General features: G+C 57.9%; 19 protein-coding genes and 2 pseudogenes. 7 read left to right on the plus strand and 14 right to left on the minus strand.

Annotated features, from left to right (window positions below; all coding sequences use genetic code 11):
• Window positions 1-391 precede the first annotated feature (391 nt).
• From SJ05684_RS27225 to SJ05684_RS30125, 5 genes are all read right to left on the minus strand, one after another.
• The gene (locus tag SJ05684_RS27225) at window positions 392-1,630 is read right to left on the minus strand and encodes an ATP-grasp domain-containing protein (RefSeq protein WP_014857770.1); all 1,239 of its coding nucleotides are present in this window, start codon (window positions 1,628-1,630) and stop codon (window positions 392-394) included.
• 18 nt (window positions 1,631-1,648) lie between these two features.
• Window positions 1,649-3,253, minus strand: coding sequence for a hypothetical protein (locus SJ05684_RS27230; protein ID WP_014857769.1), 1,605 nt, complete (start codon window positions 3,251-3,253; stop codon window positions 1,649-1,651).
• A 30-nt stretch (window positions 3,254-3,283) separates the two neighbouring features.
• On the minus strand, window positions 3,284-4,231 hold the full coding sequence (locus tag SJ05684_RS27235; RefSeq protein WP_255876788.1) for an agmatinase family protein: 948 nt from the start codon (window positions 4,229-4,231) through the stop codon (window positions 3,284-3,286).
• Window positions 4,232-5,425, minus strand: a complete 1,194-nt coding sequence (locus SJ05684_RS27240; RefSeq protein WP_015633602.1) for a radical SAM/SPASM domain-containing protein — start codon at window positions 5,423-5,425, stop codon at window positions 4,232-4,234.
• A gap of 140 nt (window positions 5,426-5,565) precedes the next feature.
• Window positions 5,566-5,718: a hypothetical protein gene (locus SJ05684_RS30125; RefSeq protein ID WP_014857766.1), complete on the minus strand. Its 153-nt coding sequence runs from the start codon at window positions 5,716-5,718 to the stop codon at window positions 5,566-5,568.
• A gap of 254 nt (window positions 5,719-5,972) precedes the next feature.
• On the opposite strand from SJ05684_RS30125, the gene SJ05684_RS27245 reads away from it, so the two are divergent.
• Entirely contained in the window at window positions 5,973-6,500 is a 528-nt protein-coding gene (locus SJ05684_RS27245; protein WP_015633601.1) for a hypothetical protein, read from the plus strand.
• A gap of 133 nt (window positions 6,501-6,633) precedes the next feature.
• On the opposite strand, the gene SJ05684_RS27250 is transcribed toward SJ05684_RS27245, so the two are convergent.
• Window positions 6,634-10,086 carry an NACHT domain-containing protein gene (locus SJ05684_RS27250; protein ID WP_144051999.1) on the minus strand — a complete coding sequence of 1,151 codons (3,453 nt, stop codon included), beginning with the start codon at window positions 10,084-10,086 and terminating at the stop codon, window positions 6,634-6,636.
• Between the two features lie 172 nt (window positions 10,087-10,258).
• Here SJ05684_RS27250 and SJ05684_RS27255 point away from each other — a divergent pair, with 172 nt between their 5' ends.
• Together SJ05684_RS27255 and SJ05684_RS27260 are read left to right on the plus strand one after the other, a co-directional pair.
• The gene (locus SJ05684_RS27255; RefSeq protein ID WP_037446536.1) at window positions 10,259-11,338 is read left to right on the plus strand and encodes an IS630 family transposase; all 1,080 of its coding nucleotides are present in this window, start codon (window positions 10,259-10,261) and stop codon (window positions 11,336-11,338) included.
• Between the two features lie 315 nt (window positions 11,339-11,653).
• Window positions 11,654-12,226, plus strand: coding sequence for a hypothetical protein (locus SJ05684_RS27260; RefSeq protein ID WP_034859931.1), 573 nt, complete (start codon window positions 11,654-11,656; stop codon window positions 12,224-12,226).
• Between the two features lie 112 nt (window positions 12,227-12,338).
• Here SJ05684_RS27260 and SJ05684_RS27265 read toward each other — a convergent pair.
• The 4 genes and pseudogenes from SJ05684_RS27265 to SJ05684_RS27280 all read right to left on the minus strand — a co-directional run.
• Window positions 12,339-12,581: pseudogene (locus tag SJ05684_RS27265) on the minus strand (IS630 family transposase); the annotation flags it as partial.
• 18 nt (window positions 12,582-12,599) lie between these two features.
• Window positions 12,600-13,660 (minus strand): IS630 family transposase gene (locus SJ05684_RS27270; RefSeq protein WP_085939171.1). Its coding sequence is split into 2 segments (ribosomal slippage): window positions 12,600-13,168 and window positions 13,168-13,660, totalling 1,062 coding nucleotides; the frame shifts between segments, so codons are not numbered across the junction.
• Window positions 13,661-13,731: 71 nt separating this feature from the next.
• A pseudogene (locus tag SJ05684_RS27275) lies at window positions 13,732-14,580 on the minus strand (IS630 family transposase); the annotation flags it as partial.
• A gap of 527 nt (window positions 14,581-15,107) precedes the next feature.
• Entirely contained in the window at window positions 15,108-16,805 is a 1,698-nt protein-coding gene (locus SJ05684_RS27280; protein WP_034859615.1) for a phosphoethanolamine transferase, read from the minus strand.
• A gap of 286 nt (window positions 16,806-17,091) precedes the next feature.
• Between SJ05684_RS27280 and SJ05684_RS27285 the strand changes: the two genes are divergently transcribed.
• The 3 genes from SJ05684_RS27285 to SJ05684_RS27295 are packed head-to-tail and all read left to right on the plus strand — an operon-like array spanning window position 17,092 to window position 18,613.
• Window positions 17,092-17,364, plus strand: coding sequence for a PepSY domain-containing protein (locus SJ05684_RS27285; protein WP_015633367.1), 273 nt, complete (start codon window positions 17,092-17,094; stop codon window positions 17,362-17,364).
• Window positions 17,364-17,924, plus strand: coding sequence for a cytochrome b/b6 domain-containing protein (locus SJ05684_RS27290; protein ID WP_014858087.1), 561 nt, complete (start codon window positions 17,364-17,366; stop codon window positions 17,922-17,924). Before SJ05684_RS27285 ends, SJ05684_RS27290 begins: the two co-directional genes overlap by 1 nt.
• A gap of 14 nt (window positions 17,925-17,938) precedes the next feature.
• The gene (locus SJ05684_RS27295; RefSeq protein ID WP_014858088.1) at window positions 17,939-18,613 is read left to right on the plus strand and encodes a response regulator; all 675 of its coding nucleotides are present in this window, start codon (window positions 17,939-17,941) and stop codon (window positions 18,611-18,613) included.
• Window positions 18,614-18,861: 248 nt separating this feature from the next.
• Here the strand turns inward: SJ05684_RS27295 and SJ05684_RS27305 are convergent, their stop codons facing one another.
• Together SJ05684_RS27305 and SJ05684_RS27310 are read right to left on the minus strand one after the other, a co-directional pair.
• Window positions 18,862-19,113: a WGR domain-containing protein gene (locus SJ05684_RS27305; protein ID WP_015633368.1), complete on the minus strand. Its 252-nt coding sequence runs from the start codon at window positions 19,111-19,113 to the stop codon at window positions 18,862-18,864.
• 301 nt (window positions 19,114-19,414) lie between these two features.
• Window positions 19,415-19,888, minus strand: coding sequence for a helix-turn-helix transcriptional regulator (locus tag SJ05684_RS27310; protein WP_034859617.1), 474 nt, complete (start codon window positions 19,886-19,888; stop codon window positions 19,415-19,417).
• A gap of 138 nt (window positions 19,889-20,026) precedes the next feature.
• Between SJ05684_RS27310 and SJ05684_RS29845 the strand changes: the two genes are divergently transcribed.
• The gene (locus SJ05684_RS29845; protein ID WP_153458762.1) at window positions 20,027-20,287 is read left to right on the plus strand and encodes a hypothetical protein; all 261 of its coding nucleotides are present in this window, start codon (window positions 20,027-20,029) and stop codon (window positions 20,285-20,287) included.
• Between the two features lie 237 nt (window positions 20,288-20,524).
• On the opposite strand, the gene SJ05684_RS30740 is transcribed toward SJ05684_RS29845, so the two are convergent.
• Window positions 20,525-20,965: a hypothetical protein gene (locus tag SJ05684_RS30740; protein WP_015633371.1), complete on the minus strand. Its 441-nt coding sequence runs from the start codon at window positions 20,963-20,965 to the stop codon at window positions 20,525-20,527.
• On the minus strand, window positions 20,958-21,671 hold the full coding sequence (locus tag SJ05684_RS27325; protein WP_034859607.1) for a ParA family protein: 714 nt from the start codon (window positions 21,669-21,671) through the stop codon (window positions 20,958-20,960). Before SJ05684_RS27325 ends, SJ05684_RS30740 begins: the two co-directional genes overlap by 8 nt.
• Between the last annotated feature and the right edge of the window lie 218 nt (window positions 21,672-21,889).

Raw genomic sequence — 21,889 nt, forward strand, 5'->3', positions numbered from 1 at the left:
TACCACCAGGACTTCCAATGTTCGGCATCACATCACAAGACGGCCGTCACCGTGGGGATACCGCAAGGAAGCCTATCGGGCCCATGAAATGATCGCCTGAGTTCAATCCCAGAGAACCGGGATTGGTAACGGCAGTCGATGATGTGTAACGATCGAGCCAATGGTGAGGCCAACCCGTCTGATTCAATGCGCTTCAAACGCGCGCCAGCTTGATCAGGGTCCTCATCGGCGGATTTCCATCAGGGCCAGCGGTCAAACTTCATACCGCACAAACAGGCCGGACATATGAAAGCAACCGATCAAACCACCCGACAAAAAGCCCTTGCCATAGGGGGCGTCCACATATGAATCACGCAACCGACATACAACAACAGATTTACGGCTCACGCCTTTAGTCCAAAATCAGGCGCGCACTTGCGTGCGCGGCTTTCGCACGTGCGTTAGCCGTTGTGGCTGTTTGTCCCACAGCTAGAATTTCCGCAACGTGGTCACCATTACTGGTGGGAGGTCGCACATGTGCGCCAAACTTCGCGATTGGCGCGACCGATACAATTCCCGGCATGGCCAGCAATTGCGCAGTGTTTTTAATCCCACGAAAAATCCCGGGGCGTTCCGTCCAGATGAAATGAATGGCCGCCCCCTTGCTCTCGGCACAACGCCATTCGAGAGTTTTGCCAAGTGCAGCATCCAGCACTGCCTGCACCGCACTTAATCCAGTTGCCATCTCGATGAGGTGGCTGCCGATCTTTCCTCCCGCAAGTCGCGGATTGATCTCCATAATCCTGATATCTTCGCCATCCACGCGACATTCGGTATGCACAGCTCCATGGCAGATATCGAGGGCGTTGAGAACGCGGCACGTAGCTGCGGCCAGAGCGGCAGCTTCGGGCCCAACATAGGGAAAGCTATGGCCCGCCTCGATGAAATGGTTGCGTTTGAGCCCAGTCATCTCTTTGGTAGTCACTCCTATGACTTGGCAGGGTCCCGCACAAAACTGGATCGTCTCGACACTAAACTCTGTTCCAGCAATATATGCTTCCATTAAGATCCCTGGAGGTGAACCTTGGCCCGCGGAGTTGCGCGTGAAGCTTCGCGCGGTCGCCATATAGTCTGTGAGTTGGCTCTCGTTGTGAATAAGCCTAACCCCAACCCCGTCGTTCTCTTCTTGGGGTTTGACAACCAAAGGGTAATTCAGTTGCTGCGCCGCCGCCACGGCCTCGTCTGGGTTAAGTGCCAGAAAAAATGGAACATTGTGCTCGGGGGCACGCTCTGCCAATGCCAGTCGCATCAGGTGTTTGTTTCTTGCGCGAAGTGCAGCCTCATAGCCTAGACCAGGGAGGGACATTTCCTGCGCAGCAAGTGCAGCCTGGGGAACATACATGTCGGCCGTGGTCGTAACAGCTGCTATAGAGGAATTTAGACCTCTTTGACGCACGATCCTGACCACTTCGGCATGCTTGTTGGTGTCACAGAAGAAAATATTATCTGCAGAGGACAATACGTCCGCACCGTAACGGCCTCTGTCCCGCGTGAGCAGTGTCACATTGAGGCCTTCGGCATGGGCCAATTGCTGTGCCCGACTACCAGCTCCCGTGGTGCTCGCTTCAACGAATATGATCTCGCGCTTCATGGTGACTGCTGATGCCTATTACACCATTTCGTGTGGTAAATCAGGGCAAACAAAGAAGGTGTGGTACTGCAGCGCTAGACATTTGGGAGAAAGGACCGCAGCGACGAGCGTTAACCGGCCGAGGAAACTCAGTGCCGTATAGGGGATATGAACTTTCCCGCCATTTTGCGGCCAAGGTATCGGGGCGAAGCTTGGCATGCGATGAAACAGCAGAAGCCCCTGCGACCTCTGCGGGGGAGTGGGTATCGAAATCGCGACGGACGAAGCTTCGGGTTGGACAGTCAAAATGGTCAACTGCGGTCCATCGCCGATCCGTTCCTGCGTGGTGCCACAATGGTCGCATTCTTCGCGATGGACCGTAGGCAAGTATGAGGCGAACGGCTCATAACGTGTCCAGTTAGAAACACCTCCGCATCGCGCGCAGGTGTGGGTGGTAGGGGATAATCTGCGACAGAAGGTTGCGTAGCGCGTCTGGATCCATCCAGTCGTCTGGATAGATTGAGCGAGAGCTGTGATTAATGCAAGCTGCAGAGCGTGTCGTTGATGTTCGAAAAATTGACCGAGCTGCGCTACTTCTTCCTCACCAAGCCCCGTGATGTGCCAAGCATGATCCGTACTTCCGGCAGATTCTGTTAGGTCTTTGACGTTCGCGTGAATTTCAGCTAGGGCGGAACTTTCCGGTATCCAGCGCGTCAGAGCAGCGCTTAAAAGTTCGAGCCCAAGATTGTCCTCGAGCGCACGCCTTAAGGAAGAAGGCAAAGGCAGTTGCGGCGGCCTCGATTGCAGAGGACCGATCGAAGGCCGTATATTGACAGGGCTCAAGCGATGGAGGGGATCGCCAAGCAATTGAAATGCCACTCCTCTTTCGAAGCGATTCGACTCAGCATTGAGACGGTTTACGATCTCACCAAGACTATTTCCTTGTAGAAGTGCTTGTGCAAAAACCGCCGCGTAATGCGGCGAAGTATGCAAGTTGCGGAAGCTGCCTATCACCGCAGAGCCGAGACTGAAGAGAAGTGCCGCCAGCGAATACGATTCGGGAACACATGAATCGCCCAGTTTTAGAGATGAGCAGCAATTCAGAAAAATCACGTCTCCCAACTTGAAAGATGGAAGGATGATGGGGTCAGTAAGAAAAGCCGTATTGAATGTGCTGAACCACCTTGAATCGAGCCGTATGCAATATTCGCTACCGTGGCCTGTTATCACAACGCCTGATGGTGCGGGTAGGTTTGGGTCCAATAGACGTCCAATAACGAAATTCGAATCAATGACCTGCCTTCCCGCCGCATTATGTTCGGTCGCAGGAAACCCGTCGATAATCTCGTAGACTCGATTGCCATCTAATGGCCTGCGCGGGCGCATTTGGGGTGATACATTGGTGGCGAGGGAGAAACCGCAGCCTCGTTCCGGCTCTTGTATCGCCCACTGCGCCAAGGCGCGAGAAACGCGCACGGTGAGTTGCCGCCAGGTGCCACAGAAGGTGAGCGACGATGCCCGACATGAAGCCAAGAAAGCGTCAAGTTGCGCCTCATCTAGAATTGCGATTAATCTCCGGCTTGGAAATTGGCGCTTGGCGAACGCGCCGCAATTTGGCGCCACCAACACGATATCCTCTTCCATTTGAAACCTCAAATGATTGTTGAAGCGAAACTAGGTCCCACTTGATGTTTGTCGGACAACACCCGCCATGAAGTTCATGATGATCTGCGCTGCAAGTCGCGAGGTCATATCATCTCGGTCCAAAGGCGGACTCACTTCAGTGATGTCGAGAGCGAGCGTTGGTGCGTTAACCGCGATCTCGAACACCGCATCCAAAACCTCATGGGCAAGAAGACCACCGCAATTGGGAACGCTCGTACCCGGCGCATAGGCCTGGTCGATGCCATCAATGTCGACGGAGATGTATACTCCGGCCCCATCAGCGGTCCCATGCTCGATTGCGGTTCTCAGAGCGACAGTCCAACCTACTCGACGTATGTCGTAAGGTGTCATCACCAGGACCCCGGCTGCTTCGGCCTCGCGCATGTATGCCTCTGAATAAATCGCAGCGTTGATTCCCATCTGGACAACCTTGCGATAGTCAATCACGTCCGACAGCGTCCGCATCCAATGCCCGGAATGCTCCTTGCCTGGTATTGGTTCGCGCGAATCGAAATGGGCGTCAAAAACAATCAGCCCCATTGGCGCCCCAGAAAGCCTATCACGAACACCCCGTATCGCTGGGTCGGTAATAGAGTGGTCACCACCCAAGACTATTGGCAATAATCTGCGCGGCAGTGCGGCAATGGCAGCTCGAATGTTTGAGTATGACTGCTCGAGAGAGTGCAGCGCATCGACCGATCCACACTCTACGAAGGACGTCTTGTCCAACGACACCCGCTTGTCGACGCAATATGCGCTTAACGTATTGAGTGCCGAAAGAATTTTCTCGGGACCGAAACGACAACCAGGGCGATGACTGACCGCAAAGTCGAACGGCACGCTAACGAATCCAAAAGCTGGAGAATCGTGTGGGGCGCTCTGCGCGGTAACCCAACAATCCCGGATCCACCGCACAGTCGGATCGTTTACGATTGGTACAGAAGATGTAACTTGCACTTAGACGGACCCCGCGCTGGGAACGACGGTCGGGGTTTCCTCACCCTGATGCATGGCATGCAGGCCACGCTCCACCACTTCGTCCGCTCCGTGCCTGCCCTCGAATCGACGATAAAGGTGAAGTTTACGCTCCATCCCAGATGACTGTACTGAGTCCCAAACACGTTCCCGCAGCAGGCAAAATCCATCTTGAACCGGGGTACGAACATGTCTGGCAAACTTTGAGTTCCAGATTGTTTCCAAGCTGTCGCAGCGAACGTGTCCCAAGAAACGGCCAAGGCCGTTGCAGTCGTAAACCTCGCCAAATAAATTCACGAATAGCCCGACGTTGACTTGTCTACAGCGGTAGCCGCCTGACATTGGGCGTGAGGGTTTATAGGTTAAGCCGAACTCTTGCTCGTCTACCTTGCGTACAGCCTCGAGCATATTGTTAGAGCGCTCGCGCTCTAAAATCATGGCAGCCCTATCGGCGCGGCCTTCCGGTATAAGGGTCACAATATAGTTGTGCACATTATTGATTCGGCACCACCGATGGAGTTCGACGACCTCTTCGAAATCTTTCGACTCGTTAAACTGTGGCGTTACAACCATATCAACTGCTACACGCGTTGGTATCGATTGGTTGAAGCCCTTTTCGAGAAGGTAATGAAGGCCTGCGTTGGCTTTCTCGGCATAGCCGGCCAAGCCAACCATTTTATCTTGGATATGCGTATCGCTTGAGTTGTGCTTGATAAAAACAGTGGCCCCGAGCTGAAAAAGCCGGTCAGCTGCCGAACGGTCAAGATGGTAGCCGCTCGTGAATATGACGGGCGTCATCCCATGACCATGAACACCAGCAATTATGTCCCAAAATCCCACATCGATCATAGGTTCACCAGCACCGGGAAATTCGACAGTGGTGGCACCGAGGTTGCGGGCCTGCTCGATCAAATCGAGGCGCTCCGCAGTTGTCAGTTCAACACGGTTGGGTACGGAATTGTATCTATCGGGCGTCCGGTCGCAATAAAAGCAATTGAGCTTGCACTCGCCGGTCAAGTCCAGGTCGAGGTGCAACATACGATTATTGGAACGTGCGTCGTCAACGATGTCCTTGGAATAGTCAGTGCCGGCAGCCCAAAGGTTCTCGATGCGCTCTCGCGCAGCAACAATATGAGGTAGATCAGCGTAAGCCGTGCTCGCTTTACCAATGGACATCATTTCCCCCCGTTTTGAAAAGACATAGCGTCACAAATCGCCTCGACTACCCGGCGAGAGCCTGCGCCAACTCGTGTGGAGATGCCGTGAATGCATGGGTCCTCGACACAATCTGCAAGGACCCAATACTTGAACCAACTCTAAACCTGTACGGTGGCGAGCAGCTTGGAGACCTTCTCAAGTTTCTCAGAAATCAGCGCGGTATGGACAATCTTCTGGGCCTCGCTAAGTTCCCTAATTGCTAGCTTGAGGGCCTCGGCCTCGTCGCCTTTGCCATACTTTAGATCGCTCATGGAAATTCCTCCTGGTTAGAGTGTTGCAATCAAAGATCGTGATAGGCATCCAATTGCGCGGCATCACCCACCGTATATGCCGGCAAGAAGCCAACTGCCAACCACGCTAAAAATAAGCACCAAATGTAGGAAAAATTGCAATCCTCAAATTTGACGGGTATACGCTGTTACTGCGCTATTTTGGGTAGCATCCCTTTTTTTTTGGGGGTTACAAACTTATAGGCGGAAACCTTCCGCCTGACGGGGTGCGAGCCATGTGCTCGTGGGAGCGGTTCTGCGCCTTTGCGCGCGAGCCGGAACGACGGACGGTCGCTGGAGACGCAACCGTTTCGGTCGAAGGCGCATCCTATGAGGTCGAGCCCGAACTTGCCGGCGAGACGGTGACCTTGCTCTGGGGCCTGTTCGATCTGGAACTGTTCGTCGAGCATGAGGGCAAGCGCCTCGGGCCGTTCCAGCCTTCGCGCGGGGCGGTTCCCCTCTTTCGCTATCGCAAATACCAGAAGAGCCGGACCGAAGAGCGGCTCGACAAGGTGGTGCGGTTGGCAGACCAGCTTGGGCTCCCCCGCGCCGCGGTCACCGGCGGGGATCGCCCATTGCCTTCGCTGCCCTCGACTGCGGCTGGGCTGAGCGTATGGCGGACACCGTTTCCGGAACCCGCAATAGAGACCGCTTATCCAAATGGCCTCGCAGCCCGTGGCGCCATCGTCGATCAACTCGGCCTTGACCGAGCAACTGCGTCAGGCAGGCGTGCCGGCTTGACCCACGCTCTCGCTGGCAATTAATCTGAGCACGTGGCCGTCGTTTGCGAGCAGCCTCGGATGTTGGCGAGCACGTTGGCAAAGAGCGTGAGCAGGGCACGTTCTCCATTGTCAGATAATCTGAGCAGAAAATGCCGATGTTGGCGAGCACGAGCCGTTATGTTGGCAAGCGGCTACACCTATCGAGGGCTTGCAACGCATCCTCGTTACCAAGCGCCGCCAGCCCGTTTAGATAGTAGCCGCGTCTGGATGTCGCCTTGTCGTCAATGCCGGGCGAGTAGGCGTCTTCATGGACGGGGTCATTGCTTGGTGGCCAAACAAGATAAGCGGCCTTGATGAGATGACACAGTGTTTGAGCATCGGCATCAAGTGCGTCCCGCTCCTCGGCGCGCTCTTCGGCACGTGAGTTGGACAACTCTTCGCGCCCCATGTAGCGCTTGAACAGGCTTGCGCTGGACGGGCTCCATAGTGCTCCGAAGGTCGCGATCCATGTAGACCAGGCAGCTGCCGAATCAATAGCGAACAAGGCATCAAGCCAGAGCCACGCTTCGGCGAACCTAAACTCTATCACATGGGCTGCGAATTGCTGGCGGAGAATCGGTGATAGTTGTGAGGCCGAGACCGCATGACTCCGGGCAATTATCGTGAGAGCCATTTCCAAGTCGCGACGATTCTCGGGGATCCCTGCGGTTTGAAGCAGTTGGAACAGTGGTGCCGCTGTAAGCTCACGGATTGCAGAGGTGGAATAGGCTATGCGACTGAACCCGTCCGAGGAAAACTTCTCTTCACTGCTCGAGGTAATGTCCTGCGTGAGAACGGTCGTCGCCACGGTCACGAAAATTCCGGGCTTCAACGTGATAAGAGCCGGCATCCAGTCCGGAAAGCCGTTCATGTTAGAAAAGCCGTAGGTGAAGGCCCGTTCTATCAAGTCATCGGACAGGTTCGCCAGTTCGCTCAGCGATTGCAGGGCAAGGCCGGTCAATCCGATCATGGCCTGATAGTCGCTTTGTGCGGGGTAGGTAATCCCGTTTTCTCGCCAGTACCTTTTGAAGCCGGAGGCGAACAATCCCGCAATCAGCTGGCCATGGCGCTCGCGCATGCGTTCTATGACTGCTGGACCAAGGTCATTTGGACTCTTGTTTACCGCCCAAGCCAGATAACCAGGTCTGCGCCCCTGGGACAAACCACGGAAATCCCTGAGAAACGTTGCTCCGTTACGGAGCTTCCAGCATGCATCGATCACTGAATCGACACTAGCGTGAAACCTGTGTTTGATCTGGTACCAGTCCTTATGACGAAACTGATGCTTCAGCCGTCTTATCGGCGCTAGGTGGCCATAGGCGCGCTTTAACTCGCTGCTGCCATGGGTCCGCGCAAGGTTTCTAAGAATGGCGTTTGCGTGTTTGCGTTCTTCAGCGTCCCGGATCTCGTCAAACACGAATTGGGCGCAGGTGAAATACAGATCCCGATCCCTTTCAGTCTGCTCCTCGGCCATGAGGGCGCCAAGGCGCTCGATATCTTTCGAATTGAATACCTCGACTGCCTTATCGCTTCGATCGATCTTGAGCGGGCCGACTGCCTGGCGCGCCACGTACCATTCACTCTGCATATTTTCGAACAAAGCGAGGCGCATCAAGATTAGGTCGATCTTCAGGTCGTTCAACGGACGGATGGTCGTCGCGAGCTTGTCGAAGCTGGTCTCGCGCAGCGAATAGCTCTGCCTTCCGTTAAGACCGAAGACAAATTCGAGTGCTTCGAGCCGTACCGCCTTTGGCAACACTTCGCCACCGTGCTGCAGCAGCCTGTCCAATGCCTGGCAAATGGGGGCGCCAAGCATCCTGAACCTCGGCTGGATCGTCGGCATCATATCCCGGTCACTCTTTCGCGGAGCGCGCGCGAACCGAAGGAAAATCTGAAGCCAGTTCCCCAATTGATCCAATGATAGTTCGGCAACCAGCCCCTCCAGCAACATTGCGGTGGCTGATGCATAATTTTTGGCTTCCCGGCGGAAGCGATCCACGAGAGCGATTGCATCCAGGAGAGAAACACCGGCGGGCACGACGTATCGCACAGCACTGGCCACGAACAAGTTCCACGACGGCGCGCTTTGCGTATCCTCGTGCTTGGGAGCGGTCGACAGAAGCGCAGCCGCAAGTACATCATGGGCAAATGAAAAATCGTTCAAATCCGCCAGTGCAAGACAAGCCTCCGCCCTGACGCGAAGACCTTCGGTCTGATCGCAGGCGATTGTCCGCAGGTCCGCGGCCATTGACGTCATCTGGCCAAATCTGATCATCTCGACGAGTAACTCACGGACCTCAGGTGAAGTTGCGATCGCTAGCTGCTCTCCGATTGCCGGTGCCAGATCGGGAGTAACAAACTCCCGCACATCCTCCTGGTAAAACCATTCGCCTCGATAAAGCCGCTCCCGGTATGCAGCGACGTGTGCAGCAATGGCACGTGACTTCTCGTCAACCGTGAGCCGTGTCGGATCGCCGGTCTCAATAAGAAGCGACGGTCGGATCCTGGTCACAATCCTCCTCGCGATCGGATCGATCGTCGCCAACCATCCCAAGACGTGCTCGGTCGATTGAGGGACTTCGGTACATCCCAAGCCTTCTGCAAGGAGAGGCTTAACTACGTCGAGCGATCCGGCATTTTGGCCGATCGCCCGGCGGAAAAAGCAAGCAGCGAGGTAGTCACGCAACTCCCGATGGGCAAACCTCACTCGTCCGGAAATGGACGGCTGAAACAACCCATACGAAAGAAGCTGGCGCACATCCATCTCCGTCCAGCGATCGGCGTCGCTCGATAATGCCGAGAGCGCGTGGATCGCCATCGGTTTGTCCGGCTCGGACGTAAAATCCTGAACGTCCGATAGGACGGAGATCGCGGCAAGCTTTTCACATGCCTGCCGTCCCAGCAGGGGGTCAAGGTTCGATCGACGCTCCTGTCCGCTCTCGGTCCTCAGTCTGAATCTGACGATATCTTCGTATACCTGCAGCCTTGACGAAAAGATGCTGGGCGGCTCCTTGCCCTCCCCAACTGCTTCTAACCACAGATCGAGGAGAAGCTGCACGTCCAGTGGCTGCGACACGAGATTGGCGGCTTTAGCTCTGTCGATTGCTGCCGCGAACTGGTCGGGATCTACGCCACGGTGCTTGGCGATTTTCCTCACATCAGGCTTGCGAAGAGGTAGCAGGCGAAGCGTCTTTACTTTAATCTGTGCCTCTTGACTCGGATCCGAGACGCGAAAGCCCTTGATTGCCGTCTCGATCGCCCGCAGATCGCCATCACCCTGCCACTCGCTGGCCCTAGAGCTGATGATAACCCTCAGTTCCTTTCCTGCGGAACCTACCTCGCGTGAGAGACGCGCCAAAGCATCCGCCAAAGCGCTGGTATTGCGAGCATCAGGCAAGCGCGCTTCGTCAAGTGCATCAAGAAGGGCGACTGCCGGGCCGCGTTTCACCTTCCACCTCGCGAAGGCCGTCGGAGATGCTTCGTCGTGCGGTGAGAACGAATCCTCCGCGGACAGGCGGCAAAGTGCCTCAATCCTAAAGACGAAGGCAGGGGTGCCAGCGGAACGTAGCTCCTTTGCCAATTCCAGCAACTCTCGCGTCTTGCCGGCACCAGCAGAACCGAGGACTATCGCGCAGTCCAACGTCGCGACTTCGTGCCATGACTGGCCCTCGTTCCCACGTGAAGGGTTTGCTAGTGGTATCCGCCTAACATAAGAGTCCGTATGGGATTCCCTTTGGCGAGTGCGTATGCGAGTGTGGCGCATGCGCACAGGAATAGCCTTCACCGTTTCGCCGACCGATCGCCAACGCCTGAGAGCCCTCATCAGTGATCGCAATGCGCCGCAGAAGCACGTCTGGCGCGCCGAGATCATCCTGCTGAGTGCCGATGGCGTCGGCACCGTCGAGATCATGCGACAGACCGGCAAGTCGAAGACCTGCGTGTGGCGCTGGCAGGAGCGCTTCGCCACGGAAGGCTTCGAGGGTCTCTTGCGCGACAAGACGCGCCCCTCGCGCATTGCGCCGCTCGGGCCGGAGATCGGCGAGCAGGTGGTGGCGCTTTCGCTTGCCGACCCGCCGGGCGAGACGACGCACTGGACTGCCGACATGATGGCGGCCGAGGTGGGCGTCAGCGCCAGCGCGGTGCGCCGCATCTGGAAGGCGCACGGTCTCCAGCCCCACCGCTGGCGGGCCTTCAAGCTCTCCAACGACCCGCAGTTCGTCGCCAAGCTCAAAGACGTTGTCGGCCTCTACGTCGACCCGCCGGCCCATGCCATCGTGCTGTCGGTCGACGAGAAGAGCCAGATCCAGGCGCTCGACCGCACCCAGCCCGGCCTGCCCCTGAAGAAGGGCCGGCTCGGCACCATGACCCACGACTACAAGCGGCATGGCACGACCACGTTGTTTGCCGCCCTCAACGTGCTCGACGGCACCGTCATCGGCAGGAACATGCAGCGTCACAGGCATCAGGAGTTCATCCGTTTTCTCAACGCCATCAACGCCCAAGTGCCGGCCGACAAGGCGATCCACGTCATCCTCGACAACTATGCCGCCCACAAGCATCCCAAGGTGCGCGCCTGGCTCGACCGCCATCAGCGCTTTACCTTCCACTTCACGCCGACGTCCTGCTCGTGGCTCAACGCCGTCGAGGGCTTCTTCGCCAAACTGTCGAAGCGTCGCCTCAAGCGCGGCGTCTTTCATTCGGTCGTTGACCTCCAGGCCGCCATCAACCGCTTCCTTACAGAGCACAACCAACAACCCAAGCCCTTCACCTGGACCGCCGATCCCGACAAAATCATCGCTGCCGTCAAACGGGGGCACCAAGTGTTAGATTCCATCCACTAGCATCATTGAGTCGTTTTGCTCATCAAGATCGCTCGAGGTGATCTCCGCGAGACGGCGGTCAAGCTTCACATATGTATACTCGACCACGACATACTCCTGATCCTTCGAGATTATCAGGAAAGTAATTTGGTGGCGGCGGGTTGAGAATGCCCTTTGTGACCCATCTTTGAGTTATTCAGAGCTTCGTGCATGAGAGGGTCAGTTGGAATTTACTACCTCGCGTCACCGTTAGTCTCACGCTCGAACGGTGGCGCCTCGAAACATGGAGGACGAGTGAGTTTGCTTACTGAAGATCGCGTCCGAGAGCGTGCTCGAATGAGCACAAAAGCTGCCGGCTTGTCCTCACGCCAGTTGTTGGCGCGTCAGGCCCGAGAGAGCCATCGACGGTACGATATCTTTCTCTCGCAGGCCATACGAGACGAAGAGCTTATTCTCGGAATTTATTCCATTCTGACCGAAGATATCGGTCTAACTGTATTCTGTGACTGGGTGGAGAGCCCGCTTTCACATCGCGCCAACACGACGCCCGCCGACGCGGAGTACATCAAGGGCAAGATGCTCGCATCAAGAGGGCTAATGTTCATCGATTCAGAACATGCCGAAACGTCGAGCTGGATGAGCTGGGAGATTGGGTGGTTCCACGGCGCGAAACGTCGAGTTTGCGTCCTTCCAATCGTTCGTAGCGAAGACGACCAATATCGTGGGCGGGAATTCCTTGGTTTGTATCCGATGGTCGAAGAAGATGATCGGTTTGCCCTGCGCGTACCGGCGCGCATGGCTGACATCATGTCAAGGTACGCGGCTCCCGAGCCGCTTGCCTTGGCAAGGTGGATGCCCTTTCAGGTATGGGCAACAGTGGAGACGCTCCCGGACCAATTCTTGAGTTAGGTCTAGCGACGGAGCCATGTCGAAAGCTCGGTGGCGGTTCTTTGGCCAGAACCATCCATACCCTGTTATGCGGCCTTCGCCAGTCGGTCGAGAATTGCGCGCACCGTGGCAACTAGTGGATGGAATCTAACACTTGGTGCCCCCGTTTGACGGCAGCGATGATTTTGTCGGGATCGGCGGTCCAGGTGAAGGGCTTGGGTTGTTGGTTGTGCTCTGTAAGGAAGCGGTTGATGGCGGCCTGGAGGTCAACGACCGAATGAAAGACGCCGCGCTTGAGGCGACGCTTCGACAGTTTGGCGAAGAAGCCCTCGACGGCGTTGAGCCACGAGCAGGACGTCGGCGTGAAGTGGAAGGTAATACCAACGAGCGGTGATCATGACCGATGCGCCCATTCGCGGAGTCCGATGGACATGATCTTCCACGGCTGGTCGACGAGCTTGTTCCACGCGGCGCAGCAATGGGCGACGATGTCGTCGTAGTCTTTGAAGATGCGGTTCGAGAGCCAGTTGTCGCGCAGGAACTGCCAGACGTTTTCCACGGGGTTCAGTTCCGGCGAACGAGGCGGCAGGAACATCAGGGTGATGTTGTCCGGCACTTTGAGCTTCGGCGTGACGTGCCATCCGGCCTGATCGAGGATGAGCACGGCATGCGCTCCCTCATCGACGGCCTGGCTGATCTCGGCGAGATGCTGCTGCATGGCTTCGGTATCACAATAGGGCAGGACAAGGCCCGCACCCTTTCCCTTCCGCGGGCAGACGGCCCCGAAGATGTAGGCCCACATGGTGCGCTGATCCAAGGGTGCGGAGGGTCTGGTTCCGCGACGCGCCCACCGCCGCGTGATCTTGTTCTTCTGGCCTATGCGCGCTTCGTCGGCCCACCAGAGCTCGAGGTCGGTGCCGCGCGGGAGCCGGCCTCGGATTTCCGCCAGAGCGGCGGGGAAGTCTTTTTAAAAGCTTCTGCCTCCAGCTCGTTCTGGGCGTAGTGGCGCGGGCGGGCCGACAGCTTGGCGAAGCCGAGCGCCTTCAACTCACGGCCGACAGTCGTCTCGTCCATCGCGATGCGGAATTCCTGGAATATCCACTGCACCAGGTCCTTGCGCCGCCAGCGGACGACACCGTGGATCGCAGGGATCGGGCCGCTTTCGACGATCTTCGCCAGCGCATGGCGCTGAGCGACGTTCAGCTTCGCTCGGCCGCCGGGTGCTTTGCCGTTCACCAGCCCGTCGGGGCCGCGCGCATTGAACCGCAGCACCCAGTCACGGACGATCTGCAGCGTCACGCTGCCGATCCGTGCCGCATCCGAGCGCGAGCCGCCGTCATAAATCTCGGCGAGCGCCAGCAACCGCCGCGCCTGGTTGGCATCCTTCGTTTGCCGTGCGAGCTGTCGAAGAGCACGCCCATCGAAATCATCACGCAACAAAATTGCTGAACCCATCGCAAACCTCCCGTTTGCTGCATGGATTCAGATTCGAAGCCCCGTGGGAATCCCTGAGAGTCGGAAACGGCGCTCGTTGGTATAAAGCGCTGATGGCGGTCGAGCCAGGCGCGCACCTTGGGATGCTTGTGGGCGGCATAGTTGTCGAGGATGACGTGGATCGCCTTGTCGGCCGGCACTTGGGCGTTGATGGCGTTGAGAAAACGGATGAACTCCTGATGCCTGTGACGCTGCATGTTCCTGCCGATGACGGTGCCGTCGAGCACGTTGAGGGCGGCAAACAACGTGGTCGTGCCATGCCGCTTGTAGTCGTGGGTCATGGTGCCGAGCCGGCCCTTCTTCAGGGGCAGGCCGGGCTGGGTGCGGTCGAGCGCCTGGATCTGGCTCTTCTCGTCGACCGACAGCACGATGGCATGGGCCGGCGGGTCGACGTAGAGGCCGACAACGTCTTTGAGCTTGGCGACGAACTGCGGGTCGTTGGAGAGCTTGAAGGCCCGCCAGCGGTGGGGCTGGAGACCGTGCGCCTTCCAGATGCGGCGCACCGCGCTGGCGCTGACGCCCACCTCGGCCGCCATCATGTCGGCAGTCCAGTGCGTCGTCTCGCCCGGCGGGTCGGCAAGCGAAAGCGCCACCACCTGCTCGCCGATCTCCGGCCCGAGCGGCGCAATGCGCGAGGGGCGCGTCTTGTCGCGCAAGAGACCCTCGAAGCCTTCCGTGGCGAAGCGCTCCTGCCAGCGCCACACGCAGGTCTTCGACTTGCCGGTCTGTCGCATGATCTCGACGGTGCCGACGCCATCGGCACTCAGCAGGATGATCTCGGCGCGCCAGACGTGCTTCTGCGGCGCATTGCGATCACTGATGAGGGCTCTCAGGCGTTGGCGATCGGTCGGCGAAACGGTGAAGGCTCTTCCTGTGCGCATGCGCCACACTCGCATACGCACTCGCCAAAGGGAATCCCATACGGACTCTTATGTTAGGCGGATACCACTAGGAAGTGTGAATTCTTGGGATTGAACTAACCTGCTGACGCGGGAGAGGACGGGTTTGGAGGCGCGGTCTCCTGATGGGATGTTGGGGTGTTGAGAACCAACCCCTGACCAGGAGACCGATCGATTACCGACGGCCCAATCCCAATGCGGATTTCAGCCTAAAGTCATCCCGCTCTAGCCAGATTGCGCCGCGCTATCCGTTTCGCGCAAAAAGTTCAGCGAAATTCGACCGCAACCCATAACACGGCGCTCATCACGCTTGGCGATGCGTGCTTGTGTGATTGATCCCGCAGCGCGCTTACTGAGGGTGATGGGTTGCCTTCGCCAATGCGCCCACAACCGCGCGAATGAGTCATCGGCTCATTTTCAGAGATCACCGGACCAGCCGCCGCCGCGGATTGGCAGGAGTTCCGAGGGAAGCGACCCGCCGCCGCTCATGGAATATGGGCGGCAAACCGCTAAAGAACTCCGCCCGGTCCGGCTCGCAGCCTGCGCTCGGCCGCATGGAAACCCGGCGCCTGCTTCTCCCGCTCCGCCGGGCGCGTGCAGGCCGCGAAAGCGTCGAGGGAGCGCTTATAGACGCCCGTTTGCACGTCCATCATGCCGAGCACCGTATGGAAGAGGTTGTCGTGCGACTTCGGGGTGTCTGCGTCCGTGGAGAGACAGGCGGCGTCAACCCCCATCGCGGTCTGATATGGTTTCGAAAACCAGGCGATGAAGGGGACCTGCGTCTGTTCCTTGGGTGCGATCGCATAGGGCGCGCCGTGCAGGTAAATGCCGTTTTCGCCGAGCGATTCCCCATGATCCGACATGTAGATCATCGCGCCTGCAATGCGGTCCTGATGCTTTTCGAGCAGTCTCGCGACGCTCGCCAGGATATGGTCCGTGTAGAGGATCGTGTTGTCATAGGCGTTGACGATTTCCTCCGTCGTGCAGCTCATCAGTTCCGGCGTGCGGCAGTCCGGCGTGAAGCGGCGGAACGCCTCGGGATAGCGCAGGTAATAGGATGGCCCGTGGCTGCCGAGTTGATGCAGCACGATGACGCTATCGTTGGTCGTTGCGCCGAGCTTTTTATCCAGGTCGGCGAGGAAGATTTCGTCGAGACATTCGCCATTGTTGCACAGCGGGCCGTTCTTCCTACGCGTCATGCTGGCGAAATTGATGAGGTCGGCGATTCCCTTGCTGCCCGTGTTGTTGTCCCACCAGGTAACCAAAACGCCCGCATGCGTCAGTACGTTGACCAGGTTTTCGGTCGAGCGAGCCTTCCAGTCGCTGTACTCTGCGCGGGGATAGACGGAAAACATGCAGGGCAACGAGACGGCTGTCGCCGTGCCGCAGCTCGTCGTGTCGCGGTAGTTGACCACGCCAAGCGCCTTCAATTCCGGATTTGTCTCCCGGTCATAACCATTGAGGGAGAAGTTCATCGCCCGCGCCGTCTCGCCCGCTACCACTACGACGACGACCGGCTTGCCGGCTGCGGCGATGCGCGAACCCTCCTTGGCGTCGGTCCCGAGCGGCTGCACGACCAGATTGCGTTCGCGATAGGTGGAGAGACCGTAGCGTACCGCCGACGAGATCGGCCCGGCCGGATTGAACCGGACCATCAGGTCCCGATGCTCCCGCAGCGCATAGGCGATGCCGGCAAAGTTGACGTAGATGAGCACGCCGCTCAAGACAAGCGCTGGAGCAATGAAGAGGAAATTGACGGCGGCCTTCGCGAAAAAACGACGATGCATGACTTTCACCCAGGCGATCAGAAGCGAGGGAATGAGCGCGTAGATCGCAAGATGAAGCGCAAGGCCGCCTGTCAGCAGATGACCGGCCTCGGCTTGAGTGGTGACGGCGGCATTGCCGATCATCTCCTTGTCGATGACAACGCCGAACGTATCGGTGAAATAAGAGACGGCCGCCGAGATGGCGATCAGCAGGATCAGCACCGGCTTCGTGACATATTTCATCGACAGCGACGTCAGGGTCGAAAAGGTGGTCAGAGCGAGTGCCGTACCGAGCGATAGCATGGCGATCCACGCGTGATCGAAATAGACCACCGCATGGCTCCAGAAGGAATTGTTGGCGAGCATCAGCAGGTAAAGGGTGGCGATCGCGCTCAATGCGACGCTGCCGATCTCCGGCCGGCGAATTCTGAAGACAGTCAAAAGCTTCTCTCCAAAAAAATGCGAGCTCATCGCTCTCATCGGGTCCGTTGGGGCTCGCCGACATCGGCTTCTTTCGAGACGTGGCGGAAGTCCGACGCGTCTCGACGCTTCCGCCAGTACCGCGGCCAAACTGTCGAAGTGCTGTCGGGAGAAGGGTTGAGGACGGCCAGGTGCACTGGGGTCGGTGACATCGAGAGGCGGACAGGTTCTCGACAGCAGGGCAGGGCCAAGGTGAGCCCGCCGCCGCCGTGGCGGCCCGTTTCCAAAGGAGCCGCTCGTGAAATCGATGCTTATCTGTGTGTTGGCGACCGTCGTCCTTCCCACCTTCGCATTTGCGGACGATGACAACGCGTCGTGCACGAAAGAGCCGCAGTCAGCCTGGATGAAACCTGACGCCGCCGGTTCGAAGCTAGAGGAGGCGGGCTATACGGACATACGCAACGTCAAGGTGGCCGGCACGTGCTACGAAATTTACGCGTTCACGGCCAAGCATGAGCGCGCTGAGGTCTACATGAACCCCGTGACGGGCGAAATCGTCAAAGCGGAGCTGGAAGACTGATGCCCAAGTCAGCGGCTGGAAGGCGGGAGGCGTTGGCTTCCCGCAACGGAGATGTTCGGGTTTGGGACCCGGTCGTCCGGCTTTTCCACTGGGGCCTGGTCGCCTGCTGCGTCATCAACCTCTTTCTGCTGCCACCGGGCAAGAGCGTGCACCGCTATGTCGGCTATGCTGCAATGGCGCTGATCGCATTGCGCTTCGTCTGGGGATTCGTCGGCACGAGACATGCGCGCTTTGCCGATTTCGTTCGCGGCCCCTCGGCCGTTGCGAGCTACCTGTTCGCCTTTGCCGCAGGCAGAGCGGAGCGCCATGTGGGACACAACCCCGCCGCAGGCTGGGTGATGATCCTGCTGATGGTTTTGCTGGCGGCCGTCGGCACCTCCGGCTGGCTGACGACGCTCGATGCCTTCTGGGGCAACAAGGCGCTCGGGGAAACTCACGAGTTGCTGGCAAATTCGCTGATGATCGTAGCTGGGTTGCACGCATCGGCGGCGGTCGTTGAAAGTTGGCACCTCAAGGAAAACCTCATATGGTCGATGGTCACCGGCCGTAAGAAGGGTTGAGTTCAGGAAAACGCATGCGCCTGCTGCTCGTCGAAGACAGTCCCCGCCTCATCGAGCTTGTTGGCGAGACCATGCGTGATGCGGGCTGGCGGCTCGACGCGGTCTCGAGTGTCAACGAAGCCGAGGCGGCGATCGGCGGGCGGGAGCACGATCTCGTCCTTCTCGACCTGGGCCTGCCGGATGGCGACGGCCTCGATCTTCTGAAATGGATAAGGCAGCAGCACGCCGGGTTACCTGTCCTGGTTATCACCGCCCGCGGCTCCGTCGACGAACGCGTCCAGGGGCTCGATGCCGGGGCTGACGATTATCTGGTGAAGCCTTTCCACCATCGCGAATTGCTTTCCCGATGCCGGGCCATGCTGAGGCGCAATCCGCACGCCATACAGCCAGTGCTCGAGGCCGGGGCGTTGCGCTTCGATCCAGCCACCGCAGAGCTGACCTGTGATGGGGTCATCGTCGCGCTTCCACCGCGCGAACGCTCGCTGATCGAGATATTGATGCGCGAGGTCGGGCGCGTCGTTCCGAAACGCCGGCTGGAGATCGCCCTCTCGGAATATGGGCAGGAGCTCAGTTCCAATGCGCTGGAGCTTGCCGTTTCCAGAGTTCGGAAGCGATTGCAGCCGCTGGACACAGGCGTACAGATCGAAACCGTACGCGGCATCGGCTATCTGCTGCGGGCCGCCGCATGAGAAAACGCAATCCGTCGCTGATCGGCATCGTGGCGTGGCGGATCATCGCCTTCTCGCTGCTTGTGTGTTTCGGCATGCAAATTTTGGACGCCGATAAGGGGTGAATTTTGCACGCCGATTGACAGCACGACGACGGGGCCGGCAGTTGCCTTCGGTGGACGCGGCCCGGAGCGGAGAGCTCGCAGGAACGCTAGCTGCGGTTTGATCAGCAAGGAAAGTCGGTTTCCGACATTCCGACGCTATCCCTTTTAATAGCACGATTGTGGCCGATATCCGCGCGCTCGCTTCTGGCGCGCCAGGACAAGGAAGCGGCTAATCGCTTGGCGGTCATTGTCAAACAGATGGATGCGTTCCTGGCCGCGCGTGCCGATGCGTCCCCAGCGCCGAATGAGTGCAGCGCCGCCGAAGAGATCCGGCTCGACAGACAATTGGTAAAAGCGCGCCATATTGCTGCTGGCGTCGGTGCGCTGAACATAAAGGTGGAACCAATGTTGCGTCATGGATCCAAGATTGGCCGGACTATGCGCAGACGTCCAACGACATTTTTGAATCGATCATCCCTGACCGATTCAAGATGTTGATGTCGACCTTTGGAGTGTCAGCGACAAGGATCCCAAAAACAAAAGTCCCGGTCCGTTCCCGTTTTCCACTCCGCCTTTGGCGGAGCGAAGCAGGCGGAGGCCTGAACGCGCTACGCCATTGCGCCGAAGAGAAGGCCGGAGCCTGTGGTAAACGGGAGCGGGGCGGCTGCCGTTTTTCACTGCGAGATAGCCATGACGTGCAAAGGCGGAGCGCGCCAGTTTAGCGGCTTTCGCCGTTGCTAGTGACGACAGAGCCGGCCGATGGCTCGCCCGGCGTCATGCGTTTCATCAGCCGGATTAAATCGCGAATGGTGTCATGCGGCAGAGATTCAACGAGCTTCGTCAGCGTCCTGCGGTCCTCTGCTTCTTCCGGCGTCTTGCCCCACAGGTGGGGACCTACCTCAAAGATCATGTCGAGAGGCGTGAAGCCCGTGATCTCACAGAGGTGAATCAGGCGGGGGACGGTCATTCGAGATTCTGACCGTTCGTACCGCCCGTAGACGGATACGGATAACCCCAATAATTGCGCTGCGTCGGCGCGGCTGATGCCTTTTTTCTCGCGGGCCTTCTTGAGCCAAGCCGAGATTTTTTCGTCCATCTCCTTTGCGGTAAGAATGCCGTCGAAGCCGGGTTGGCGATAAACCGGCCTCTCAAGTTCCGGATCGGTAGTTTCAACCAAGCCCCGCGAGCTCATTAAGCTGTTAAAATCAATCACCGACCTTACCTTTTATGAACCGCCCCTCAGCGGATATTATGCACCATTGAAGCAGCTTGGCACGTGCCTCTCTGGTGAAGTACAGCGGTTTTCCCTCCCTAATTGGGGGGAATTCCGATGGCAAACTCTCGTAATGCACTGAAGCGAAATGCTTCGGCAAGTGGCAAAGCGTGTACCCGCAAGTTGAAGCCTCAAAAATCGTGGAGCGGGAAAAAGCAATTAGCGATTCTTGACCGCTATAATCTTCCAACCATCAGACTTCGCTTGAAAAACAGCCTCGATTTGCGTCTTACCTTCGACCCAACTGAGCTTCGCAGTCAATTCGCAAGCCAGCTCGGTGTCAGCGATTCGAATGCAGCGCTCGACCCTCACCTCTGATCCATTGCCATGCTTGCTTAGATCCCATTCGGCTAACTCGAAGAGCTGGATCTTGGCTTGATCGTCCGTCGGCCACGTACGCTCTTAGGGTACGGCCCGCGCCATATTCGCTTGAGGCGCAATGGTTTCGGAAAGCTTGCTCACCTCGACCTGCTGACTTCCAAGATGAGGAGCAAGACAAACGCCGAGAACGCAGCCGCCGGCTGCGCCAAGCAAGAATCCGCGGCCTAGCATCGATCAGTAGCCGTTATCTTTAAGGAACTGATCGATCGAAGCCTTCATGATGACCGTCATCTTCACATCGTTGTCGAGGGCGGCCTTTTGAAGCCGCATCTTCGTGTCGTAATCCAGCGGGCAGTTGACGTAGTGCTTGGATTCCCGATCGCGGGCCCTCTTCAGATCACGCAAGCGAACTCTCGAATCCTCACGCTGCAGCGCTTTCGTCACAGCCCTTTCGCGTCGCGCTTCGTCCGTCGGTGCGATCAGGCGGCTTACGGGCTTTTCAGCCTCAGCACTGGGTGGTTCAGGCCGTTTTGGCTGATGTTCAGCCAGGGGCTTCTCTTTCTGGACCTCAGGCGCCTTTGTTGCTGAACCTTCCTGTGTCGCCGCCTGATCCGCGGGACGGCTGCGACGCGGCGCGACTGCAAAGTCCGAAACCGTCGTTTGCCCTTTAGCCATTTGCTACCCCCGTTTCTTCATCCGCCAAAAGTGCCTCGATGTCGCCCACCAGATTCATCACTTCCGCTCGCCCCTTTTTCACCGAGTCTGTGAGATCGAGCATTTGCAGCGTGCCATAGCCATTTCGAATTTCGCGATAGCAGTTGCGTTCCATGAGCTCCGTAGCGAGCAAATAAGAGTCGTAACCGCCCTCTTGCAGGTTCTGCACGAACGGTCTGACCAGGCGATAGGCTTCCAAATATTTCGCTGGCATCGTGATCCTGGTGACGAAGTTTGCATGGGGGATAACCCTCCCCACTTTGTCGGAGATGTCGGCCGTGTCTGCGGCCGCCTGTCCTGCCGCCTTGATTTCGTCCTGGTTTGGCTGAATCGGGGTCAGCACGATATGCGACCCCGCAATGATCGTGTCCCTCAGAACAGTGTCCTGGCCGGGCGAGTCCATCAAGACGACGTCGAACTTGTTCGCGTCGTTTTCGAGGAGCTGTTGAACGGTCGTCTGCCGTGCCGCGGTGATAAGCTCAATGTTATCAGGCAGGTTGTCTTTCGCCTCACAGCGCTTCCACCATTCCTGAAGGTTTTGGCGGCCGTCTGCGTCAATGAGGAGGACCCGCTTTCCCTGAAGGGCATATTCGCCGGCGATTAAAATGACCGCGGTTGTCTTTCCTGCCCCACCCTTGCCGCTCACGGCAGATATACAAAGTGGCATATGTCGCAACTCCCTTCGCAAGTCTGCGAGAGCAGGCCGTGAGGTTTCGCGGCATCTTCACATTGTGCGTGCGAAACATGCCACTACCTTACGGTGTGGTCAATCGGACCAAAACTAACATACATCCACATCGTGTGAGCAATCTTCCCCACGATATGAAACCAGCGCCCCATGACCACATGGTGGTAAAACTACGTGCTACAAACTCGTGTGAAGTT

Source organism: Sinorhizobium sojae CCBAU 05684, from assembly GCF_002288525.1.
In the GTDB taxonomy this organism is placed as follows: domain Bacteria; phylum Pseudomonadota; class Alphaproteobacteria; order Rhizobiales; family Rhizobiaceae; genus Sinorhizobium; species Sinorhizobium sojae.

What these genes read in the sequence shown, in the direction of transcription:
- SJ05684_RS27225 (WP_014857770.1), bottom strand. Translation starts at nt 1,630, where the DNA reads ATGAAGCGCGAGATCATATTCGTTGAAGCGAGCACCACGGGAGCTGGT.
- SJ05684_RS27230 (WP_014857769.1), bottom strand. Translation starts at nt 3,253, where the DNA reads ATGGAAGAGGATATCGTGTTGGTGGCGCCAAATTGCGGCGCGTTCGCC.
- SJ05684_RS27240 (WP_015633602.1), bottom strand. Translation starts at nt 5,425, where the DNA reads ATGTCCATTGGTAAAGCGAGCACGGCTTACGCTGATCTACCTCATATT.
- SJ05684_RS30125 (WP_014857766.1), bottom strand. Translation starts at nt 5,718, where the DNA reads ATGAGCGATCTAAAGTATGGCAAAGGCGACGAGGCCGAGGCCCTCAAG.
- SJ05684_RS27245 (WP_015633601.1), top strand. Translation starts at nt 5,973, where the DNA reads ATGTGCTCGTGGGAGCGGTTCTGCGCCTTTGCGCGCGAGCCGGAACGA.
- SJ05684_RS27255 (WP_037446536.1), top strand. Translation starts at nt 10,259, where the DNA reads ATGCGCACAGGAATAGCCTTCACCGTTTCGCCGACCGATCGCCAACGC.
- SJ05684_RS27260 (WP_034859931.1), top strand. Translation starts at nt 11,654, where the DNA reads ATGAGCACAAAAGCTGCCGGCTTGTCCTCACGCCAGTTGTTGGCGCGT.
- SJ05684_RS27285 (WP_015633367.1), top strand. Translation starts at nt 17,092, where the DNA reads ATGCTTATCTGTGTGTTGGCGACCGTCGTCCTTCCCACCTTCGCATTT.
- SJ05684_RS27290 (WP_014858087.1), top strand. Translation starts at nt 17,364, where the DNA reads ATGCCCAAGTCAGCGGCTGGAAGGCGGGAGGCGTTGGCTTCCCGCAAC.
- SJ05684_RS27295 (WP_014858088.1), top strand. Translation starts at nt 17,939, where the DNA reads ATGCGCCTGCTGCTCGTCGAAGACAGTCCCCGCCTCATCGAGCTTGTT.
- SJ05684_RS27305 (WP_015633368.1), bottom strand. Translation starts at nt 19,113, where the DNA reads ATGACGCAACATTGGTTCCACCTTTATGTTCAGCGCACCGACGCCAGC.
- SJ05684_RS27310 (WP_034859617.1), bottom strand. Translation starts at nt 19,888, where the DNA reads ATGAGCTCGCGGGGCTTGGTTGAAACTACCGATCCGGAACTTGAGAGG.
- SJ05684_RS29845 (WP_153458762.1), top strand. Translation starts at nt 20,027, where the DNA reads ATGGCAAACTCTCGTAATGCACTGAAGCGAAATGCTTCGGCAAGTGGC.
- SJ05684_RS30740 (WP_015633371.1), bottom strand. Translation starts at nt 20,965, where the DNA reads ATGGCTAAAGGGCAAACGACGGTTTCGGACTTTGCAGTCGCGCCGCGT.
- SJ05684_RS27325 (WP_034859607.1), bottom strand. Translation starts at nt 21,671, where the DNA reads ATGCCACTTTGTATATCTGCCGTGAGCGGCAAGGGTGGGGCAGGAAAG.